The sequence below is a fragment of the Sinorhizobium sp. CB7 genome, from assembly GCF_041357635.1.
Classification (GTDB): domain Bacteria; phylum Pseudomonadota; class Alphaproteobacteria; order Rhizobiales; family Rhizobiaceae; genus Rhizobium.
Genome location: NZ_JAULLL010000020.1, coordinates 106,699 through 126,015 on the forward strand (window position 1 = coordinate 106,699; position 19,317 = coordinate 126,015).

22 protein-coding genes are annotated in these 19,317 nt (G+C 60.1%); 6 read left to right on the top strand and 16 right to left on the bottom strand.

From position 1 onward, the window contains the following. Positions 1-31: 31 nt before the first annotated feature. Both AAE029_RS29500 and AAE029_RS29505 read right to left on the bottom strand, forming a co-directional pair. Positions 32-391 carry a nuclear transport factor 2 family protein gene (locus tag AAE029_RS29500; RefSeq protein ID WP_371076470.1) on the bottom strand — a complete coding sequence of 120 codons (360 nt, stop codon included), beginning with the start codon at positions 389-391 and terminating at the stop codon, positions 32-34. Between the two features lie 218 nt (positions 392-609). Continuing rightward, positions 610-1,107: a ferritin-like domain-containing protein gene (locus AAE029_RS29505; protein WP_371076471.1), complete on the bottom strand. Its 498-nt coding sequence runs from the start codon at positions 1,105-1,107 to the stop codon at positions 610-612. A gap of 163 nt (positions 1,108-1,270) precedes the next feature. Between AAE029_RS29505 and AAE029_RS29510 the strand changes: the two genes are divergently transcribed. Further along, positions 1,271-1,888, top strand: a complete 618-nt coding sequence (locus AAE029_RS29510; RefSeq protein WP_371076472.1) for a hypothetical protein — start codon at positions 1,271-1,273, stop codon at positions 1,886-1,888. Here the strand turns inward: AAE029_RS29510 and AAE029_RS29515 are convergent. Both AAE029_RS29515 and AAE029_RS29520 read right to left on the bottom strand, forming a co-directional pair. Further along, positions 1,878-2,321: an N-acetyltransferase family protein gene (locus AAE029_RS29515; protein ID WP_371076512.1), complete on the bottom strand. Its 444-nt coding sequence runs from the start codon at positions 2,319-2,321 to the stop codon at positions 1,878-1,880. The genes AAE029_RS29510 and AAE029_RS29515 overlap by 11 nt on opposite strands. 40 nt (positions 2,322-2,361) lie before the next feature. Beyond that, positions 2,362-3,327, bottom strand: coding sequence for an aldo/keto reductase (locus tag AAE029_RS29520; protein WP_371076473.1), 966 nt, complete (start codon positions 3,325-3,327; stop codon positions 2,362-2,364). 179 nt (positions 3,328-3,506) lie between these two features. On the opposite strand from AAE029_RS29520, the gene AAE029_RS29525 reads away from it, so the two are divergent. Continuing rightward, positions 3,507-4,493, top strand: coding sequence for a Gfo/Idh/MocA family protein (locus AAE029_RS29525; protein WP_371076474.1), 987 nt, complete (start codon positions 3,507-3,509; stop codon positions 4,491-4,493). 270 nt (positions 4,494-4,763) lie between these two features. Here the strand turns inward: AAE029_RS29525 and AAE029_RS29530 are convergent, their stop codons facing one another. Further along, a complete protein-coding gene (locus AAE029_RS29530) occupies positions 4,764-5,138 on the bottom strand; it encodes a GtrA family protein (RefSeq protein ID WP_371076475.1) in 375 nt (124 codons plus the stop codon). After that, positions 5,135-6,148 (bottom strand): glycosyltransferase, encoded by a 1,014-nt coding sequence (locus AAE029_RS29535; protein ID WP_371076476.1) that lies wholly within the window; start codon positions 6,146-6,148, stop codon positions 5,135-5,137. Before AAE029_RS29535 ends, AAE029_RS29530 begins: the two co-directional genes overlap by 4 nt. Before the next feature lie 165 nt (positions 6,149-6,313). Here AAE029_RS29535 and AAE029_RS29540 point away from each other — a divergent pair, with 165 nt between their 5' ends. Then, the gene (locus tag AAE029_RS29540; RefSeq protein WP_371076477.1) at positions 6,314-8,155 is read left to right on the top strand and encodes a hypothetical protein; all 1,842 of its coding nucleotides are present in this window, start codon (positions 6,314-6,316) and stop codon (positions 8,153-8,155) included. A gap of 37 nt (positions 8,156-8,192) precedes the next feature. Here AAE029_RS29540 and AAE029_RS29545 read toward each other — a convergent pair whose 3' ends face one another. After that, the gene (locus tag AAE029_RS29545) at positions 8,193-8,423 is read right to left on the bottom strand and encodes a hypothetical protein (protein WP_371076478.1); all 231 of its coding nucleotides are present in this window, start codon (positions 8,421-8,423) and stop codon (positions 8,193-8,195) included. A 378-nt stretch (positions 8,424-8,801) separates the two neighbouring features. Between AAE029_RS29545 and xseA the strand changes: the two genes are divergently transcribed. Continuing rightward, positions 8,802-10,397, top strand: coding sequence for an exodeoxyribonuclease VII large subunit (gene xseA, locus AAE029_RS29550; protein WP_371076513.1), 1,596 nt, complete (start codon positions 8,802-8,804; stop codon positions 10,395-10,397). Positions 10,398-10,471: 74 nt separating this feature from the next. Here xseA and AAE029_RS29555 read toward each other — a convergent pair whose 3' ends face one another. Further along, positions 10,472-10,954, bottom strand: a complete 483-nt coding sequence (locus tag AAE029_RS29555; RefSeq protein WP_371076514.1) for a MarR family winged helix-turn-helix transcriptional regulator — start codon at positions 10,952-10,954, stop codon at positions 10,472-10,474. A gap of 104 nt (positions 10,955-11,058) precedes the next feature. On the opposite strand from AAE029_RS29555, the gene AAE029_RS29560 reads away from it, so the two are divergent. Beyond that, entirely contained in the window at positions 11,059-11,958 is a 900-nt protein-coding gene (locus AAE029_RS29560) for an EamA family transporter (RefSeq protein ID WP_371076479.1), read from the top strand. Positions 11,959-11,967: 9 nt separating this feature from the next. On the opposite strand, the gene AAE029_RS29565 is transcribed toward AAE029_RS29560, so the two are convergent. From AAE029_RS29565 to AAE029_RS29585, 5 genes are all read right to left on the bottom strand, one after another. Beyond that, a complete protein-coding gene (locus tag AAE029_RS29565) occupies positions 11,968-13,221 on the bottom strand; it encodes an aminopeptidase (protein WP_371076480.1) in 1,254 nt (417 codons plus the stop codon). A 217-nt stretch (positions 13,222-13,438) separates the two neighbouring features. Then, the gene (gene ybaK, locus AAE029_RS29570; RefSeq protein WP_371076481.1) at positions 13,439-13,912 is read right to left on the bottom strand and encodes a Cys-tRNA(Pro) deacylase; all 474 of its coding nucleotides are present in this window, start codon (positions 13,910-13,912) and stop codon (positions 13,439-13,441) included. 10 nt (positions 13,913-13,922) lie between these two features. After that, positions 13,923-14,279: an ArsC family reductase gene (locus AAE029_RS29575; RefSeq protein WP_371076482.1), complete on the bottom strand. Its 357-nt coding sequence runs from the start codon at positions 14,277-14,279 to the stop codon at positions 13,923-13,925. 2 nt (positions 14,280-14,281) lie between these two features. Further along, positions 14,282-15,343 (bottom strand): succinylglutamate desuccinylase/aspartoacylase family protein, encoded by a 1,062-nt coding sequence (locus AAE029_RS29580; protein ID WP_371076483.1) that lies wholly within the window; start codon positions 15,341-15,343, stop codon positions 14,282-14,284. A gap of 202 nt (positions 15,344-15,545) precedes the next feature. Further along, positions 15,546-16,520: a quinone oxidoreductase gene (locus AAE029_RS29585; protein WP_371076484.1), complete on the bottom strand. Its 975-nt coding sequence runs from the start codon at positions 16,518-16,520 to the stop codon at positions 15,546-15,548. 89 nt (positions 16,521-16,609) lie between these two features. On the opposite strand from AAE029_RS29585, the gene AAE029_RS29590 reads away from it, so the two are divergent. Next, positions 16,610-17,473, top strand: a complete 864-nt coding sequence (locus AAE029_RS29590; protein ID WP_371076485.1) for a LysR family transcriptional regulator — start codon at positions 16,610-16,612, stop codon at positions 17,471-17,473. A gap of 8 nt (positions 17,474-17,481) precedes the next feature. Here AAE029_RS29590 and thpR read toward each other — a convergent pair whose 3' ends face one another. The 3 genes from thpR to AAE029_RS29605 all read right to left on the bottom strand — a co-directional run bounded on the left by thpR (position 17,482) and on the right by AAE029_RS29605 (position 19,309). Then, positions 17,482-18,108 carry an RNA 2',3'-cyclic phosphodiesterase gene (gene thpR, locus AAE029_RS29595; RefSeq protein WP_371076486.1) on the bottom strand — a complete coding sequence of 209 codons (627 nt, stop codon included), beginning with the start codon at positions 18,106-18,108 and terminating at the stop codon, positions 17,482-17,484. 135 nt (positions 18,109-18,243) lie between these two features. Then, on the bottom strand, positions 18,244-18,576 hold the full coding sequence (locus tag AAE029_RS29600) for a cytochrome C oxidase subunit IV family protein (RefSeq protein WP_371076487.1): 333 nt from the start codon (positions 18,574-18,576) through the stop codon (positions 18,244-18,246). 10 nt (positions 18,577-18,586) lie between these two features. After that, positions 18,587-19,309, bottom strand: a complete 723-nt coding sequence (locus AAE029_RS29605; RefSeq protein ID WP_371076488.1) for a heme-copper oxidase subunit III family protein — start codon at positions 19,307-19,309, stop codon at positions 18,587-18,589. Positions 19,310-19,317: the final 8 nt, after the last annotated feature.

Here is a 19,317-nt window from a genome sequence, read left to right on the forward strand (position 1 = left end):
GTAGACGCAGGGTGGTCCAAAATTGCAGGGCCTATGAATGTAGGTGATAGACCTTATTGACGATCGTCCATCGCCCCTCGTTCTTCAGCAACGATAGATAATCCGAGTATCGCTTGCCGGCGAATTCGTCGGCCACCTTCACGCTCGCCGCGTCTCCGGTGACGTCGATCGACATGATATCCATGAATGGCTGCGTTCCCGGAGGGGCTGCACCTTCCGCCACGATGGCGGCGATGAATTCGTCGCGCGAGAGCCATTCGACGGCGCCGTCGTAATGGCCGATGATGGACGCGCGAGGATGAAATGCTTTACGCAGCGCTGTTTCATTGGCGAAGGCCATGCCCTCGATGTAAAGATGCACGACCGCTTCGACTGCCTGTTCTTCCGACATGCCACCCCCTTGTCTGGTCAGATCGGTTGATGCCTCTGAAGGCACTCTGGGATTTGCTCCTGCACCAGTAAAATTAATTAGCGCTAATGTAAGGAGTTTGAAGGTCTCCGCCGCGTCGGATGCGGTTGCTTGCACACGCCACTGCCTGCTACGGCAAACGCGGACAACGGGAAAGCGGCCGATGTGAGCCGACCGCTTCTCCCATCAAGCGACGACTGTCAGGCGACCTTGGCCTTCTGGTTCGCCGCCGTAACGGCGAGCTTCGTCAGTAATTCGTCGGTCTGGGCTTCTTCCCGCAGGGTCTGGTCGAGAAGGTTCATGGCTTCCTTGTGGCCGAGCATTTGCGCCCAGGTCTTCAAAGTGCCGTAACGGGCGATCTCGTAGTGCTCGACAGACTGCGCGGCGGAGATGAGGCCGGCATCGATAGCAGCCGTGCCCTTGAATTCTTCCATAATCTCCTCGCCCTCGGCGATGATGCCCTGGATTGCCTCGCAGGTCTTGCCCTGTGCACGCTTTCCGATCAACTCGAAGACTTGCTGCAGCCGCTCGACATGACCTTCGGATTGGTCCCTATGCTTTTCGAAAGCGGCTTTGAGTTCCGCAGATTGCGCACCTCGGGCCATCTTCGGCAGAGCCTTCACAATCTGCCGTTCGGCATAATAGATGTCCTTCAGCGTATCGTAGAAGAGGTCTTCCAACGTCTTTTCCTTGGCCATTTTTCTGATCCTTCTTTTCCGGTGAACGTCACATGAAACGTGACCCCATGGAGAAGCGGTTTCCGGCGGAAATGTTCCCGACACGCCGGATTTTCCCGCCTTTCGGGTGGCGGGCACAGCGATGCGGGTTAATCTCTCCGCATCGAATCGGAGGAGGACGGCCATGCGAAAGCCGGCATCGATGAAAGGGCTGGAGGAGCTGGGCCGGGTTCGGCTGTCGCAGAACTTCTTTTTCCGCGACTTCCTTCATTCTGAAATCGCGGACTTCTATCGTATTCCGAACATTCCGGAGGAGCCGGACCTTGCAATCGAAGCGGGCAGAAGGCTCTGCGAGGAATTGCTGGAACCGCTTCAGGCGACCTTCGGGCGGCTGCATATCCGCTCCGGTTACCGTTCACGCGAGGTCAATGCCTTCGGCAATAAGAACGGATTGAACTGTTCATCCAATGCGGCAACCGCCGCCGACCATATCTGGGACATGCGCGATTTCGACGGCTGCATGGGAGCGACCGCCTGTGTCGCCGTGCCATGGCTGGTCGACCGTTACCGAAACGAGGAGGACTGGCAGAAGCTTGCCTGGTGGATCCATGATCATCTGCCTTACGCTGCGCTCTGTTTCTTTCCCAAGCTCTGGGCGTTCAACATCCAATGGCATGAGCGGCCGCGCCGCGTGATCCAGAGCTATGTGCGGCCCCGCGGCATTCTGACGAAACCCGGCATGGCGAACTGGGAAGGCGATCACTGCGCCTTCTACGAAGGCTTTCCAACGCTCAGAAATTGATCCTGTAGCGGATGTGACCGTCGCTCCCGACGTAGCGGTCGTACAGCTTGCGCGCTGTCCTGTTGTCCTCGCTGGTGTGCCAGTAGAGCCGCTCCCAGCCATTGGCTTTGCACATCGCGACCAGATCGTCCATCAATGCCCGACCCACACCCTGTCCGCGAGCGCTTGCGTCGACGAAAAGATCCTCGAGATAGCAGTCCAGCCTGCGGATCCAGGTGCCTTCATGCGTGAGGCAAAGGGCGAAGCCGAGGATATCGCCATCGACTTCGGCAACGCGCATGAAGATTGCAGACGCCGGATCGAAGACCCGGCTCCACGTCAGATCGGTGATATCAGAGTCGACGTCGACCTCGTAGAAGGCAAGATAGTCGGCCCAAAGTTTACGCCAGCGAGCCTCGTCATCAGGACGAGCATCCCGGATCCTCACGGTCATTGCCTGCTCCTCATGCACCTGCTCCTCATGCACCTGCTCCTCATGCACCTGCCCCTCCCGCACCTGCTTTGTCGAGCAACGCCATGGCGTCGCTGGACAGATCGAGCCTCACTGCGTTGATCATAGCATCGAGCTGGCCGAGGCTGGTCGCGCTCGCGATCGGTGCGGTCACGCCCTTCTTGCGCAACAGCCATGCAAGTGCGATTTCGGCCGGTTTTGCGCCGGTTTCTTTTGAGACGGTGTCGAGCGCGCTCAGGATACGCATTCCCCGCTCGTTTAGATAGCCTGACACGCGCCCCTCGCGCGCCCGTCCCTCGGTGTCGGCCTTCGTCCGGTATTTGCCAGTGAGAAAGCCGGCTGCGAGGCTGAAATAGGTGATGACGCCGATGTGTTCCTTGATGCAGAGATCGGCAAGTGAGCCTTCGAAGACCGAGCGAGCGTAGAGGTTATATTCCGGCTGCAACACCTCGTAGCGCGGCAGGCCGGCTCTTTCGCTTGCATCGAAGGAATCCTGAAGCTGCCGGGCATCCAGATTGGAGCAGCCGATTGCGCGGATCTTTCCCTGTTGCTTGAGCTTGGCGAAGGCGCCGAGCGTCTCTTCATAGGGGGTCTCCGGATCTGGCCAGTGCGCAAGATAGAGATCGATATGATCGGTCTGGAGCCGCTTCAGCGAATCCTCGACTGCTTGCAGGATATATTGCTCCTTGAGGCCTTTCTTGCCCGGCCCCATCTCCGAACCGACCTTGGTGACGATCACCGCCTTGTCGCGGCGAACTCGGCTGGACTTCAGCCATCTGCCGATGATCTCCTCGGATTCGCCACCCTTGTTGCCTGGAACCCATTTGCCATAGACATCGGCTGTGTCGATCGTGTTGAAGCCCGCATCGAAGAAGGCATCGAGAAGCTCGAAGGATGTTTTCTCGTCAGCCGTCCAGCCGAATACGTTGCCGCCGAAAACAATCGGCGCGATCGAAAGATCTGTCTTTCCAAGTCGGCGCAATTCCATGGCGCTCTCCTCAAATTGATTGGGTGTGTAAGAGTGGGGGCACGGCGAATAACCTCTTCCTTCTTTTAGGACTTTTGACCGTCCGGGCAAACGGTGCTTGCGTGAATTCTGCCCGGACCATTGCACGCCATGGATCGGATGAATAAGCTTGCGGCGAATTTTCATTCGGAGGACAGGTGATGTTGCGTTTCGGGATTTTGTCGACGGCCAAGATCGGCCGCGAGCTGGTTGTACCCGCCATTCAGGATGCGGAAAATTGCGTGGTCACCGCGGTTGCGAGCCGTGATTTCGCCAAGGCCCGCGAGATGGCCGATCGCTTCTCGGTGCCACATGCTTTCGGTTCTTATGAGGAGATGCTGGCGTCCGACAAGATCGACGCCGTCTACATCCCGCTGCCGACGTCGCAGCATGTCGAATGGACGATCAAGGCCGCAGACGCCGGCAAGCATGTGCTCTGCGAAAAGCCGATTGCGCTCAAGGCTGAGCAAATCGACAGCCTGATCGCCGCGCGCGATCGCAACAAGGTGCTGGTCACCGAAGCCTATATGGTCACCTACACGCCGGTCTGGAAGAAGGTCCGCTCGCTGATCGCCGATGGCGCGATCGGCCGCCTGCGCCAGGTGCAGGGCGCTTTCACCTATTTCAACCGCGACCCCGCCAATATGCGCAACATTCCCGAGCTGGGTGGTGGCGGCCTGCCGGACATCGGCGTCTACCCGGTGGTCAGCAGCCGCTTTTCGACGGGCAAGGAACCGCTGCGCGTTCAGGCATTGACCGAGCGCGATCCGGAGTTCGGTACGGATATCTATTCCAGCGTCAGGGCGGATTTCGGCGAGTTCGAGCTGAGCTTCTATATCTCCACCCAGATGGCGAACCGCCAGATCATGGTCTTCCATGGGACCGACGGCTACATCGAAGTGAAGTCGCCCTTCAATGCGGACCGTTGGGGTGCGGAGGAAGTCGAGCTGACGGACCGCAGCCACGGACAGTCGCAGATCTACCGCTTCCCGGACAGCCGTCAGTACAAGCGCGAGGCTGAAGCTTTCGCCAGGGCTGCGCAGGGCGAACAGGAAGAGGTCGTGACGCTCGAGAACTCGAAGCTCAACCAGAAGGTCATCGACGCAATCTATCGCGCCAGTGAGAAGGACGGCTGGGAGCCGGTTTGAGCCTGGGCAATAATTGCACAGGCAGTCCATAGCCGCGAGTCGAAGTTCGAACGGAGCGGATAGGCCCCTCATCCGCCCTCCGGGCACCTTCTCCCCGCAGGCGGGGCGAAGGGGGAGTCGCATCCTCGGTCGTCCCTCACTGGGACGTTGATCTACCACCACTGCCACTTGCTCGATCGTTCCCTCGCCCCGCGTGCGGGGAGAGGGCTAGGGTGAGGGGCCGAACCCTCGGCATATGCGTTGGCCTGAATCGGAATCCCGGTACGCTCTCTACCGTCGGAAGACGAAGCGGGAATAGCCGAAGAAACTGAAGACCATCGAGGCGGTGGTGGCAAAAACCATCGCCGCCAGCGGCTGAAGCACGGGCAGTGAAATCAGCAGCACGGAATAGAGCGCATAGTTCAAGAAGGCGGTGGTGATGCCGACCGAGCCGTAGCGAAAGCCCTCGACAGCGAGCGAATGACCCGAGCGCCCAAAGGTGAAAGCACGGTTGAAGGACCAGGTCGTAATCATCGCGGCCGCGATCGCAATCAGCCGCGCCAGGAACGGCCCAAGCGGCGTCAGATGCAGGAGAAGGGCAAGCAGGCCGGCATCGACGATGAAGCCTATGCCGCCGACAATTCCGAAGCGGACGAGCTTCCTCATGCCGCTCCCGCCCTCCTTCGGGTCGGGCGGCGGGTCGTTGCGTTTTCGAGCAGGATCGGCTGATCGGCGCCCGCGCGCGGCGCCTGCAGCCGCATATAGTGCATGCGCAGATGCTCGGCGCGCGACCGTGCGACGGAATCGAGGATAAGTCCCGCCGTAAAAAGCATGAAGGAAATCATCATCAGGGCCATGGAGAGCACCCAGGTCGGCATGCGGCTGACGAGACCGGTTGCAAAATATTCGATGAGGACCGGCGTCATGAAGCCGAGGCTCGCTGCCATGAATGACAGGCTTATGAGCCCGAAGAAGGCAAAGGGTCGCGTTTCCTTCATCAGCATGGCGAACATCCACAGGATCTTCGCGCCGTCACGGAAGGTCGAGAGCTTCGAATGGGAGCCTTCCGGCCTGCGCCCATAGTCGAGTTCCAGCTCGCTGACCGGCAGTTTCAGACGCGAAGCATGCACCGACATCTCCGTCTCGATCTCGAAGCCGCCGGAAACGGCAGGGAAGCTCTTGACGAAGCGGCGCGAAAAGGCGCGATAGCCGGAAAAGATATCGGTGAAATCCGTGCCGAAGATCAGGCGATAAAGAAAATTGAAAATCCGGTTTCCGAGCGCATGACCCTGCCGTCCGGCATCATCCTGTACGCCCCGGCGGGTACCGACCACCATATCGGCGTGTTCGGTCAGAAGCGTGCGAATCAGCTCCTCGGCATCCTCGGCGGCATAGGTGCCGTCGCCATCCGCCATCACATAGATGTCGGCATCGATGTCGGAAAACATGCGGCGCACCACATGCCCCTTGCCCTGTCGCCGCTCGCGCACGACATTCGCGCCGGCCAGCATCGCCTGCAGCGCGGTGCTGTCGGTAGAATTGTTGTCATAGACGTAGATACGCGCCTGCGGCAGTGCCGCACGGAATCCGCGAACGACCGCTCCGATCGTAGCTGCCTCGTTGTAGCAGGGTAGCAGTACGGCGATATCGAAAATGTCGGTCCAGGATTCTGACATGATGTCCGCTCGGTATGAGAAACCGGCGGGAAGCTTATATGCATGCCCGTTAACAAACCTTGTCTGGCCTACAGCGCCGCGCGTCTTATCGGCCGTCGCACTTTACCTTTTCTTGAGGGGAAACCGCTAGCGTCAGCGGCGACCATATGACGGGATCTGACGGACATGACGGACGCGATGCAGACGATCGGTGGGCGGGCGGCGACGTCGAGCAGCAGCAGGCGTTTCTGGTCGCGTCTTTGGCCGGTGAGCCTGCTCTACAGCCTCGCGGTCATTGCCGCGCTTGTCACAATCAAGCTTCCCAGCGCCACGGACTATGTCGGTGGCGACAATGACGATGGTATGCGCCTCGTCGAAGTGCGCGATCTTCTGGCTGGGCAGGGATGGTTCGACCTGACCCAGTATCGTCTCGGTCTCGAAGGCGGCACGTTGATGCACTGGTCGCGGCTCATCGATCTGCCGATAGCGAGCCTCATCGCTTTCTTTGGTCTGTTTTTCCCGCCCGAACGAGCGGAGGCGATCGCACTTGCCATCTGGCCGCTGCTGCTGGTGATACCGGTGATGGCTGCCATGGCGCTGGCCGGTCGTCGGGCCGGCGGCGCTCTTGCCATGCATATTTCGCTTGGCCTGACGGCAATGCTGCTGATTACCAGCAACCGTTTCATGCCAGGCGCGATCGACCACCATAACGTTCAGCTTGGCCTTGCGGCGGTGATGCTGGCAATGCTGATCGACGGGAAATATCGTGCTGCGAGCTTCGCTATCGCCGGTCTGGCGGCGGCTTTGGCGATTGCGATCGGCGCGGAGACTACGCCGTTCGTCGCGGTGAGCTGCCTCGTCGTCGCCCTGCTTTGGGCATGGGAGGGAAAGGCTTTCGCCGCTGCCGCCCAGGCTTTCGGTTTGGCGCTTGCGCTGGCCATTTCGGTCTTCTTTTTCCTGACGGTGCCGCCGCGTCTCTATTCGACCGTCACCTGCGACAACCTGTCGCTCGGCTTCTACGGGCTTTCGACCCTCGGCGGCGGACTGCTCCTGGCATCCGCAATATTCGCCAGCCATTTCTCGCGCGGTGTCCGTTTTGCGATCCTGGGCGGCGTCGGTGCGGTCGTCTTTGCGACCGCCCTCGTGCTTGCGCCGAAATGCCTTGGTAGCCCGCTTGCAGGCCTCGACCCGATGCTCGTGGAGCTCTGGTTGAATGGCGTCATGGAGGCGCAGTCCTTCCTTGATCTCACGCGCGAGAGGACGAACGAGCTCGGAGCATTCTATGCCACAGGATTGCTGGCGATGGCGGTTTGCGTTTTCCGCATCCTGCGCGGCGACCGGACCCAGATGCATGCGATTTTCCTGGGCTTGCTTACCGTGAACTGGGGGGTCGCCCTTATCCAGGTCCGCGGTGCACCCTTTGCCAATCTTCTCGCCGTCCTACCACTCGTCCTGCTGCTTCTCGATCTCCGCCGCATTTCAAACAGCGACCCCGAGGATATGAGCGCGGCATTTTTCTACGTGGTCACGGCCCTTGCCTCCGTTCCGGCCGTCTGGGCTGTTGGCGGCGCGCTGACGAACGGACAGGTGGAAAACCTCTGGACGGCCACGGAGCCCTCCGACGCGAATGGCAAGCGAGCTTGCACCGCTCGAGAGGCCATGGCGCAATTGGCGAGCCTGCCCACCGGCGTCGTGGTGGCCTCCTCCGAAATGGGCGTTCCGATCCTGCGGTTCACCGCTCACCGGACGCTTTCGGCACCCTACCACCGCGATCAGGGCGGCATGCTGACCGAATTGCATGTTGGGCTTGCAGAGCCCAGAGAGGCGGATGCTTTCCTGCGTGGAGCCGGTGTCACTATCCTCGCCTTCTGCCCCGATGATTCCCAGACGCGGCGGCTGGCAGAGCTGAAGCCCGATGGCCTCTATGCGCAATTGCTGCAAGGGCGGATTCCGGCCTATCTGCAGGCTTTGCCGAAGCTGCAAGCCTCAGACTTGAGGCTTTTCCTGTACAGGCCGAGTGGCGGCTAAACGTAGAAATTCTTTAATTATACTTGGAACTGCGAGGTCAGGCGGTTTTTAGACGATCAATGATCATCAGCGTTGCCAGGAAGGTGAACAGTCCGGCATTGTAGCCGCCGACCGCCAGAAGCAGAGAAAGAATATGCACAGGGCCCGGAGAGGCGATCGCCGCGACGACAAAGCTCAGGCCGATCAAGGCAGCAATCATCGCCACGGAAAATGCCGAGCGGATCAATCCTGCTGCGATACCAATCATTGTGGCAGTGATAAAGATCATTCTGCCGCCTCCTGGACAAGTATAACTTCCGGAAAAGCTTTGCACTGTCCCTGCTAACAAAGCTTTATCGGGCAACGCCGTCGGGGCAAGTTTGGTTCCTGCCAGATGGCTGAGAACACTGTCAAAATCGTGGCAGAGGCCTAAAAAACGCGAAAAAACCCCCAATTTCCACGGAAATCTGCCGATTTCACCGATCTTTAAACATATTAGCAATTGGTTCCGAATCTTCGAATGGCGCACCGGCTTTGGCCGAAGCGCAGGCTTTCCGGGCCGTTGCCGCGACCGTCATCGAAGCGGACAGTGATGAATCGGCCTCTTCAGGAGATATGCCTGAACCGGGGTGCTGATCTTGGTGGCGGCTTCGGCTACAAGAGAGCCATGAGCAATTTCTTCGAGAATGATTCGCCGTCCAATCTCACCGAATACTCGGTTTCGGAATTGTCCGGCTCAATCAAACGAACGGTCGAAAATGCCTTCGACCAGGTAAGGGTGCGCGGCGAGATCTCCGGCTATCGTGGGCCGCATTCCTCCGGCCATGCCTATTTCGCATTGAAGGATGACCGAGCGCGCATCGACGCCGTCGTCTGGAAAGGAACCTTCTCGCGGCTAAAATTCCGGCCGGAGGAGGGGATGGAGGTGATTGCCACTGGCAAGGTCACGACCTTCCCGGGATCTTCGAAATACCAGATTGTGATCGAGGCGCTGGAGCCGGCGGGAGCCGGCGCACTGATGGCGCTGCTCGAGGAACGAAAGCGCAAACTTTCAGCGGAAGGTCTGTTCGATGCGGCTCGTAAACGGCGCCTGCCCTTCATGCCAAAGGTGATCGGCGTCGTCACGTCGCCGACCGGTGCCGTCATTCGCGATATCCTGCATCGCATATCCGATCGCTATGCGGTCCATGTCATCGTCTGGCCGGTCAAAGTGCAGGGGGATGGATCGGGCGAAGAGGTGGCGAATGCCATCCGCGGCTTCAACGAGTTGCCGCCGGAGAGCGGGATTGCCCGCCCAGACGTCCTGATCGTGGCGCGCGGGGGCGGCAGCCTCGAGGACCTTTGGAGCTTCAACGACGAGGTCGTCGTGCGTGCTGCTGCTGCGAGCGCAATCCCTCTGATCTCCGCCGTCGGCCACGAGACCGACTGGACATTGATCGACTACGCTGCCGATGTCCGCGCGCCAACGCCGACCGGGGCGGCGGAAATGGCGGTGCCGGTCAAGGCCGAACTCGATGCTCAGATGGCAAACCTTGCCGCTCGCCTGCAGGGCTGCATGAACCGCCATATGGATCAGCGCCGCCAGTCCCTGCGTGCACTGTTGCGCGCACTGCCGTCGCTCGACCAGCTTCTGGCCTTGCCGCGTCGCCGGTTCGACGAGGCGGCGGCGGGACTCGGACGTGGACTGGGCCTGAATACGCTCAACAAGCGCCGCAGCTTCGAGCGGACGGCATCGCATCTGCGTCCCGAAATGCTGTCCAGCCGGATTGCGGAAAAGCGGCAGGTCGTCGGTGATCGCATCATGCGGGCCGAGCGGATCGTCGAACGCAAGGTGACCGAGTTCAAGAACCGCGTTTCCTCGGCAAATGCGTCGCTCCGCAATGTTCCCGCGCGCTTGCAGGCGCAAACCGGCCGTACGCGCGACCATCTTGCCAATCTCTCGCGCCATGCGGACACGGCCGTCCGCCATCAGCTCGTTCGTGCACGAGGCGAGATCGTCGCCCAGGACCGCATGCTCCAATCGCTTTCCTACAAGAATGTGCTGAAACGTGGCTATGCCGTCATCCGTGACGAAGACGACAGGCCGGTTTCACAGGCTGCGGCGCTGGAGCCGGGCACCACGATTGCGATCGAGTTTGCCGATGGCCGCGTTGCAGCTGTTACGGACGGCGCAGGCGATGTATCTTCCGCGCCAGCGCAGAAGAAGAAGGCGACGAGGCAGACCGAGACCGCCGGGCCGCCGAAGCAGGGCAGCCTCTTCTGACGAGAGCAATTCCGAGAAAAGTTCGAAGCGGCTCTGCGCTTCCGTGAAAAGCCGAGCCGCTTTATCCGCGGCTGTCATTCGAAATCCGCCAGAAATTTCCTCAAGAGCCTGTCGAGGTTTGCCTTATCCTCTGAACTCAAACTTTGCGTCAGGCGTTGCTGATTGGCGACATGCGCACCAACGGCCGTCTCGACGATGACAAGCCCCTTTTCCGTCAGCGCAATGAGGACGCTGCGGCGGTCCTCAGGATTGATGACGCGCTCGACGAAACCCGCCCTTTCGAGCTGATCGATGCGGTTGGTCATGGTGCCGGAACTGATCATCATCGTTGCGAGCAGATCGCCCGGTGAAAGCCGGTAAGGCGCTCCTGAACGGCGGAGCGTAGCAAGGACGTCAAAACTGGAAGATGAAAGTCCCTGCTCCTGCAGAACTCTTTCGACCTCCCGCCCGAGATGGGTAGCCAACCGCTTCATCCGCCCGAGAATTCCCATGGCCTCGACATCGAGATCGGGGCGTTCGCGTCGCCACTGCGCAAGTATCCTGTCCACGCGATCCATGAAAATATCCGTTGCGGCAATGCCTTCCTTCGATATCAACGAGATATCTTGACGTCAAGATAACTTGCGATAAAGTGAATTATCTTGATTTAGAGATTCTTGAGATGAAGACAAATATCAGCTACACCACCGACGTCCTGACAACCGCGATCGCGCCGGCCATCTGGGGCAGCACCTATTTCGTGACGACGGAATTCCTTCCGGCCGGTTATCCGCTGACGGTGGCCATGCTTCGCGCCCTACCGGCCGGACTGCTGCTTCTCATCATCGTCCGGCAACTCCCGCGTGGGATATGGTGGCCACGCATCTTCCTTCTCGGCGCGCTGAATTTTTCATTCTTCTGGGCGATGCTTTTCGTTTCCGCCTATCGCCTGCCGGGCGGCGTCGCTGCCACGGTCGGCGCCGTGCAGCCGCTGATCGTGCTCGCCTTATCCAGGCTTTTCCTCAGGAGGCCAATCCGTCCTCTTGCGGTCGCGGCCGGATTGGCTGGAATAGCAGGCGTCGGTCTTCTGGTGCTGACGCCTGAGGCGGCTTTGGATCCGATCGGCATCGCAGCCGGTCTCGCCGGCGCCGTGTCGATGGCCTTCGGCACCGTTTTGACACGCCATTGGAGGCCGCCGGTGCAAAATCTGACCTTCACGGCCTGGCAGCTCGTTGCGGGAGGCATACTGCTCCTGCCGTTCGCATATTTTCTGGAGCCCGCGCTGCCGGTGCCGACAGCTCAAAATATTTTTGGCATCGCCTATCTCGGGCTGATCGGAGCGGCCTTCACCTATCTTCTGTGGTTTCGGGGGCTGTCGCGCATTGAGCCGTCGGCTGCAGCCTCGCTTGGCTTCCTCAGTCCGCTCGTTGCGACGCTGCTCGGCTGGTTTCTGTTGGGACAAGACCTGACGCCTGCGCAATCGGCGGGCTTCGCCTTGGTGCTGGCAAGCGTCTGGCTCAGTCAGTGGGCAATGATGCCAAGATCGTCGCGCGTCTTTTCAGACGCGCGTGGGTCGCTTTAACTACGGTGCTCAGGACCACTCGCCCTGCCGCATGACCGGCACGCGCGAGCCGTCCGCCTGGATACCATCGATATCGACCTTGTCGGAGCCGATCATCCAGTCGATATGGATCAGGCTGGAATTGCCGCCGCGGGCCTTGATCTCGTCCTGCGTCAGTGTCGCACCGTCGATGAAGCACTTCGAATAGCACTGGCCAAGGGCGATGTGGCAGGAGGCGTTCTCGTCGAAGAGCGTGTTGTAGAACAGGATGCCGCTTGCCGAGATCGGCGACGAATGCGGCACAAGCGCCACTTCGCCCAGGCGCCTTGCGCCTTCGTCGGTATCAAGCACCTTGTTCAGTACTTCCGCCCCGCGTGAGGCTTTCGCTTCGACGATGCGTCCGGCTTCGAACCGCACTTGGATATTGTCGATCAGGGTGCCCTGATGTGACAGCGGCTTGGTGCTCGACACGTGCCCCTCAACACGCAACGCATGCGGCGTGGTGAAGACCTCCTCGGTCGGAATGTTGGGATTGCAGGTGATGCCGTTCTTGGCGACCGAGGCGCCGCCCATCCATTCGTGACCGTCTCCCAATCCGACCGTCAGATCCGTGCCCGGCCCCTTGAAGTGCAGGGAAGCGAAGCGGTGCTCGTTCAACCAGGCAGAGCGTCTGCGCAGATTGGCATTGTGATCGGCCCAGGCTGCGATCGGATCGGCGACGTCGACGCGCGAGGCCGAAAAGATCGCCTTGGCGAGCTTGGCAACAGCGATCGGTTCCGGATCATTCGGGAAGACCAGCTTTGCCCACGAGGGGTTCGGATAGGAGACGATGTTCCAATTGATCTCGAAATTGGAGATCTTTTCCAAGGCCGGCTTGTATGCGGCGGAATTGGCGCGATTGGCGCGCGCGACCTTGCCTGGGTCCTGGGAGGAAAGCAGCATCGGATTGTCGCCCGCGATGGCAAGCCGGGCTGCCCCACTGGCATAGGCTTTGGCCATGCCTTCATAGAGCCAGCCGGAGGCCCGGTCGAAACTCTCATCAGGACCATGTTCGTAGCGGGCGAGCGTTGTGTCCTCATCCGTATAGAAAGTGGTGACCAGACCCGCACCCGCCATATAGGCCTGTTTTGTGATAAGGCGAACCAGCGGCAGCGCGACCACCGGCGAGGTCATGATAAGATCCTGGCCCTTCTGAAGCTGGAGCCCCACCTTCACGGCCACTTCTGCAAGCTTTTCAAGCTGGGCGAGATCGATGGGATTTTGGCTTTGAGGCATGAATGTCATGGCGAACCTGCGTGCTGAACAACGATAAAGCTGACGGTCAGACTAGGCTTCTTTACGGCGAAAATGAAGGCGCTTTTCCGCGTTTGTCAGAACACACGCGGCACTCTCGAGCGGGATGCCGAAAGTGTGCGCGGTTTTCGGGCGACATCCCGCTCTCACTTTTTGATTTAGCGGCGGATTCAGATCTCAGGTCGATTCGAACTGAGATCATCCGGCTCTATGCCACGAGTGGCGCGGCAACAGCCCTCAGGACCTTCAGCGCATCCTTGGGATCGAGCCGGACCTGCAAGCCGCGCTGACCGCCATTAATGTAGACGAGAGCTTCGCCCATGGCTGCTTCCTCGATGGCCGTCGGGACAATTTTCTTCTGACCGAAGGGGCTGATGCCGCCGACATGGTAGCCGGTCAACCGTTCGGCATCGGCAGGTTTCATCATATTTGCAGACTTGCCACCGAAGGCGCTTGCAAGCCTCTTCATGCTGACCTCGCGATCCGAGGGAACGACGACACAGACGGGCTTTCCATCCACCTCGGCCATCAGCGTCTTCAGCACGCGATGCGGCTCTTCGCCGAGAGCCTCCGCCGCCTGCAGACCGATGCGTTCGGCATTCGGATCGTAGTCATAGGCGTGAACCGTAAAGGCAATCTTGGCGGCCGCGAGACTTTGCGTGGCGCGAGTGGTCTTGGACATGGCCCCACCCTTACGCGGCGATCTTGAAAAGCGCCGCGTAGCTCTCCGGCTTGAAGCCGATCAGCAGCTCGCCATTGGCCTCCAACACCGGTCGCTTGATCATCGACGGCTGAGCGAGCATCAAAGCGATCGCCTTTTCCTCAGTGAGATCGGCGCGATCGGCATCCGGAAGCTTGCGGAATGTGGTGCCGGCGCGATTGAGCACGGTTTCCCAGCCAGCCTCTGAAATCCATTTCTGCAGATGGTCGCGATCGATGCCCAGCGCCTTGTAATCATGGAAGTCATAGGCGACGCCATGGTCTTCGAGCCAGGAGCGCGCCTTCTTCATCGTGTCGCAATTCTTGATGCCGTAGATCGTGATCGCCACGCTCAATCCTCCAGTGTTCCGGCCTTACGCGCCGCTTTGCTCGGGCTCCCGCACGCGATCTTCATCAGGTCGCCTCGCCGCCGCACAAGGCGGTCGGAGACGCGGGTGACGATCAGGCCGGCCTGCGGTGCATGAATGTCGAGGCTCCCGTCCGGCATGCCGGGTGCCGTAACCAGCGTGGCAAGCAGGTCGCCTTCGGCAACCTGCTCTCCGATATTGCGATGAAACAGCACCACGCCCGCCTGCGGTGCGCGGATCATCTCGATATTGTCGAGGGGTGCGGCAGGTCCGGCAAAGCTGCCCGGGGACACAGCCGCGTCGTTGACGACGCCGCGTCCTGCAAGGAAGCGCCAGAGTCCTTCCGCGTCCTTCTTTGCCATATCGGGGTAGACATCGCGCGTGCCGCGCAGTTCGACAGTGACCGAAAGCTTGCCTGGTAGCTGGGATTTCTTCTCGCCTGCCACCTCGTATTTCCAGGCGAAGCCGACGGCTTCCTCGAAAGCCGAGCTTTCACCATCGGAAATCAGCACCGCGTCCATCTGGAGCGCAGCAGCGAGGTCGGACGCCTCCGGCCAAAATGCCTCGTCGATATAAGCATATTGCAAGGACTCGTCGTCGCAATGCAGATCGAGCACCAAGTCGGCCTCAAGTGCCATACGCAGAAGCTGGCGCTTCAGTCGATCTGTAGCCGGATACTGATCGAGATCCTCGACGAGGGATTCGCGATCCTTGACGGAAATCAGCGGAAAATCGCGATTGAAATTGACCCGCGAGCCGAGATCGAATCGACCCTGCAACTCGCCGAAATGCGATTGAGCCGCCCCGATCGGATTGGCGTGAGGCACGACTGTAACGTCGCCGAGAAGCGCACCTTCGCTTTCTGCCTGGCGCAATCTCTCGCAAAGAAAGTGCAGGACCGCCGTGCCTGGAAGCTCGCCGGCGTGCAGCGCTGCTTGCGTGTAGACCTTTGGTGCGTCCCGTTGGCTTCCCTTGAAACGCAGGACCGGCAGCCGCCATTCGATGCCGGGCATATCCCCGGCGATGACGATCTCGGATATTTCCATTTCTGTCCTCCGTCTTTGTTTCCCGATCTATATCCGAGTGTGGTGATGGCGTCACCGCACTTCGGGTCGGCTTTCACAGGGGAAGAAAGGCGAAGCATAGGCGAGAGGATCACCGCCATTTAGCTTAACGCGTCAGCAAATGCCGCCGATTCTGGAGACCGGCGGCACGTGCAGGGTGCATGAGGTGGTTGAACGATCTCATCTATACGGTGAGAATGACGCTGCCGGTCGTGCGTCCGGCCTCCAGATCGGCATGGGCCCTGGCTGCTTCCGCGAGGGGATATTCGTTGCCGATCGGATTGATCAGCCCATTCTGCAGCACCTCGAACAGATCGGCTGCACCCTTCCGGTAGAAATCCGGTTCGTTCGCATAGGCCAGCACGCTGGGCCGCATCAAGCCGATGACGCGCGGAGCGCTGAGTTCCTCGACGCGAACAGGCGGAATCGGCCCGGCCGGCTGGCCAAGGCTTGCCGCGATCCCGAAGGGGCGGACTGTGGCGAGCGTTTGCGACAAGGTCGTTCCGCCGATACCGTCCACGGCAAGGTGCACGCCCCTGCCATCGGCAATACGGCGCGTCTCCTCAACCCAGTTGCCGGACGTATGAAGCAACACGGCTTCGGCTCCAGCCTCGCGTGCAATCGCCATTTTGGCCTCGGAGCCGACCGTGCCGATCACTCGACCGCCGAGACGGCGCGCCCAACGCGTCACGATCTGCCCGAGACCACCCGCGGCCGCATGGACGAGAACCCACTCGCCCGGCCGCAGTCGATGAACCTTGTAAAGCAGCATATGCGCTGTCAGCCCACGCAGCATGGAACTGCCGGCTATGCGGTCGCTCACGCCGTCCGGTACAAGGACCAGCCGTGATGCGGGCAGGTTGCGGATCTCGGCATAGCCGCCGAGCGGATGACCGGTATAAGCGACGCGGTCGCCGACCCTCAACCCGTCAACCTGTGATCCCACGGCCGTGATAACTCCGGCACCTTCAAGCCCAACGATATTGTGCCCCTGCGGCATCGGATACAGACCGCTGCGGTAATAGATGTCGACAAAATTGACGCCAATGGCGCTTTGGCGGATCTGCGCCTCGCCGGGAGCCGGCTGAGCGACGGGAAGATCGGCCGATTTCAGCATATCCGCACCGCCCGGTGCGGAGAGAGTGATGGCAAGAGGCATGGAAAATCTCCTTTCCCGCTCAATCCAGCACGAAAAAGATTGCGAATAAATTCGGTGTCTTTGCGGAATATTGGTGCAATAATGCACCGATGATCGACTGGCAGGATCTTCTTCATTTTTCAGCACTTGCCCGCACCGGATCGTTGTCGGCGGCCGCGCGAGAGCTCGGCGTTGATCATGCCACCGTCGGCCGGCGGATCGCCGCGTTGGAGCGTGCGCTCGACCTTCGCCTGATCGACCGCCTTCCGCGAAGCTCACCCTTGACCGCCGATGGCCGTGCCGTAGCATCGATTGTAACGCGCATGGATGATGCCGTGGAGGAGATCCGCCGCTATTCGAAGACCGTGCCAGAAAGACCGTCTGCAGCAGTCAGGGTCAGTGCACCGCCATCTGTCGCCGCACGCCTGATCGCACCGCGCATCGTCGCCTTCCATAGGGCGCATCCTGACATAACGCTGACAGTCTCAGGTGCTACAGGCAACGTCGCCCTGGATAGGGGAGAGGCCGATATCGCGCTGCGCATGACGCGCCCGGACGAGGGCGCTCTCCTCGTCAAGCGGATCGGCGTCATGCGCTTCGGTCTCTATGCCACGCCGGACGTGGCGGCGCGCCCTCCTACAAACTGGAGTTTCATCGGATATGATATTGCATTGGAGCACCTGACCCAACAGGTGTGGCTACAAAGCATCCTCGGCGGGCGCGAGATCATCTTCAGGGCAAACGACGTTTTCGGCCAGCAGGAGGCGGCGCGCGCAGGGCTTGGCGTTGTTGCCCTGCCGGTCTTCGTCGGGGACCGAGACCCCGCGCTCGTGCGTCTGGAGCCTCCGATCCCATCACCCGCGCGCGACCTCTGGCTGGTCACCTATCCGGATCTCAGGCGATCCCCCGCGATCCGTAGCGTCATGGATTTCCTTGCGAACATCATTGGCGAGGCTTGCCCGGTGCGGGAGTGATGGCCGAGCTATTGTTCGAGCAACGGCCAGCGCTCGATGTGCTTGTGCTGACTTCGTCCATAAAGGCTATGGATCAGCTTGAACTCTCGAACCGTCCATGTCAGCGGCTCGTCGAGCCGCGTCTCGTCAATCGAGTTGCGCCCGCGAAACAGTGTCAGGTGAGGCACGAAGCTCGCCCGCCGGCCGGGATGTACAGCGAAATAGGCGAGGGCTTCGTCGATCGCGCGATGCAATATCGTTAATTGCCGCGTGCCGGCAGCGCAGCGCAATACAAGCGCACCGTTCGGACCGGTTTCGAAGCTCGCCAGCCGATCGAACGTGACTGAGAACGGGGCTATCGCAATAGATGCTCCCGCCTGCATGGCGGCGAACACGATATCTTCTCGAAGAATCGGGTAAGCGCCAAGAAAGTTGAGCGTGACGTGGAGTCGTTCCGGTTGATAGAACTTGCCCTGCAGGCGAAAAGCGGCAGCTCCGAATCGTTGCATGAGATCGATTGCACGCGCCGCAATATCTGGCTCGGGCACTATGCCAAAGAACAGATTTTCGGAAGATATCTTCGCGACTCGCCGCCGACCAGGGGAGCTAAGCGAGGGCAGATCGAGCGAGAGTTGTTCAGGACGTTTGATAGGCATACTCCGCCATCGGGCTTGGTCAGCCCGCCTCCACAAAACGTGTCCGGCAGGATAGGCCCAGAAGGCATAGCGATCAAGAACAAAAAGTGAACATTTCAAGCGTCGAGCGCGGAATCTTGGTTCGGAGTTCTGTGCCTACATTCCCGTGCCCAGGAACTCCAAGCGCGTGAAAATCGTATAATTCGACTCCGATACCATCATCGCGACGAATACCAGGACAAGGACCGGTGGAACCAGGATCGCATAGACCAGAGCCAGTCGCTCCCAGGCCATGTGCATGAAGACGGCTACGATCAGCCCTGCCTTTAGCATCATGAATGCCAGGATCAGAAACCAGCGGAGATAGCCCTGGATGCCGAAATAATCGACCAAGTAGGAAAACGTGCTGAGAACGAAGAGCAGTCCCCACACCAGGAGGTAAAGCTTGATCGGGTGCTGCTGCGTGGAATGTGCTTGCGCCTGCGCCATGTTGCGTTCCTCACCACAGATAGAAGAATGCGAAGATGAAAACCCAGACCAGGTCGACGAAGTGCCAGTAGAGACCCATGATCTCGACGATCTCGTAATGGCCCTTGCGACTGGTGAAGAAGCCCCGTCGTCCCGTGTCGAAGTCGCCGCGCCAGACCTTGCGGGCGGTGATGAGCAGGAAGATTACGCCGATGGTGACATGGGTGCCGTGAAATCCGGTGATCATGAAAAAGGAGGAACCGAATTGCGCAGCACCCCAGGGGTTCTCCCAGGGCCGCACGCCCTCCGTAATCAGCTTCGTCCATTCGAACGCCTGCATGCCGACGAATGTCGCGCCGAAAGCCGCCGTCACCAGCATCAGGGCGGCCGTCTTGCCGCGTTCGCGACGATATCCGAAATTGACCGCCATCGCCATGGTGCCACTGCTGCTGATGAGAATGAAGGTCATGATGGCAATCAGGATCAGAGGGATCTCCTGCCCGCCGATGTTGAGCGCAAAGACTTCGCTGGGGTTTGGCCAGGGAACCGGCGTCGACATGCGTGCCGTCATGTAGGCCAGCAGGAAACAGCCGAAAACGAAGGTGTCGCTCAGGAGAAAGATCCACATCATGGCCTTTCCCCAGGAGACGTTCTTGAACGCCCGCTGATCGGAGGAGAGGTCGGCTGCGATACCGCGCAGGCCCTCGGGCCTCTGGAGCGTTTCACCGGTGTCGACTTGCGTGTATTGAACCATCTTTCAGC

Bases quoted from the DNA above. Each gene is read 5' to 3' on its own strand.
- AAE029_RS29500 (WP_371076470.1), bottom strand. From the start codon at position 391: ATGTCGGAAGAACAGGCAGTCGAAGCGGTCGTGCATCTTTACATCGAG.
- AAE029_RS29505 (WP_371076471.1), bottom strand. From the start codon at position 1,107: ATGGCCAAGGAAAAGACGTTGGAAGACCTCTTCTACGATACGCTGAAG.
- AAE029_RS29510 (WP_371076472.1), top strand. From the start codon at position 1,271: ATGCGAAAGCCGGCATCGATGAAAGGGCTGGAGGAGCTGGGCCGGGTT.
- AAE029_RS29515 (WP_371076512.1), bottom strand. From the start codon at position 2,321: ATGACCGTGAGGATCCGGGATGCTCGTCCTGATGACGAGGCTCGCTGG.
- AAE029_RS29520 (WP_371076473.1), bottom strand. From the start codon at position 3,327: ATGGAATTGCGCCGACTTGGAAAGACAGATCTTTCGATCGCGCCGATT.
- AAE029_RS29525 (WP_371076474.1), top strand. From the start codon at position 3,507: ATGTTGCGTTTCGGGATTTTGTCGACGGCCAAGATCGGCCGCGAGCTG.
- AAE029_RS29530 (WP_371076475.1), bottom strand. From the start codon at position 5,138: ATGAGGAAGCTCGTCCGCTTCGGAATTGTCGGCGGCATAGGCTTCATC.
- AAE029_RS29535 (WP_371076476.1), bottom strand. From the start codon at position 6,148: ATGTCAGAATCCTGGACCGACATTTTCGATATCGCCGTACTGCTACCC.
- AAE029_RS29540 (WP_371076477.1), top strand. From the start codon at position 6,314: ATGACGGACGCGATGCAGACGATCGGTGGGCGGGCGGCGACGTCGAGC.
- AAE029_RS29545 (WP_371076478.1), bottom strand. From the start codon at position 8,423: ATGATCTTTATCACTGCCACAATGATTGGTATCGCAGCAGGATTGATC.
- xseA (WP_371076513.1), top strand. From the start codon at position 8,802: ATGAGCAATTTCTTCGAGAATGATTCGCCGTCCAATCTCACCGAATAC.
- AAE029_RS29555 (WP_371076514.1), bottom strand. From the start codon at position 10,954: ATGGATCGCGTGGACAGGATACTTGCGCAGTGGCGACGCGAACGCCCC.
- AAE029_RS29560 (WP_371076479.1), top strand. From the start codon at position 11,059: ATGAAGACAAATATCAGCTACACCACCGACGTCCTGACAACCGCGATC.
- AAE029_RS29565 (WP_371076480.1), bottom strand. From the start codon at position 13,221: ATGACATTCATGCCTCAAAGCCAAAATCCCATCGATCTCGCCCAGCTT.
- ybaK (WP_371076481.1), bottom strand. From the start codon at position 13,912: ATGTCCAAGACCACTCGCGCCACGCAAAGTCTCGCGGCCGCCAAGATT.
- AAE029_RS29580 (WP_371076483.1), bottom strand. From the start codon at position 15,343: ATGGAAATATCCGAGATCGTCATCGCCGGGGATATGCCCGGCATCGAA.
- AAE029_RS29585 (WP_371076484.1), bottom strand. From the start codon at position 16,520: ATGCCTCTTGCCATCACTCTCTCCGCACCGGGCGGTGCGGATATGCTG.
- AAE029_RS29590 (WP_371076485.1), top strand. From the start codon at position 16,610: ATGATCGACTGGCAGGATCTTCTTCATTTTTCAGCACTTGCCCGCACC.
- thpR (WP_371076486.1), bottom strand. From the start codon at position 18,108: ATGCCTATCAAACGTCCTGAACAACTCTCGCTCGATCTGCCCTCGCTT.
- AAE029_RS29600 (WP_371076487.1), bottom strand. From the start codon at position 18,576: ATGGCGCAGGCGCAAGCACATTCCACGCAGCAGCACCCGATCAAGCTT.
- AAE029_RS29605 (WP_371076488.1), bottom strand. From the start codon at position 19,309: ATGGTTCAATACACGCAAGTCGACACCGGTGAAACGCTCCAGAGGCCC.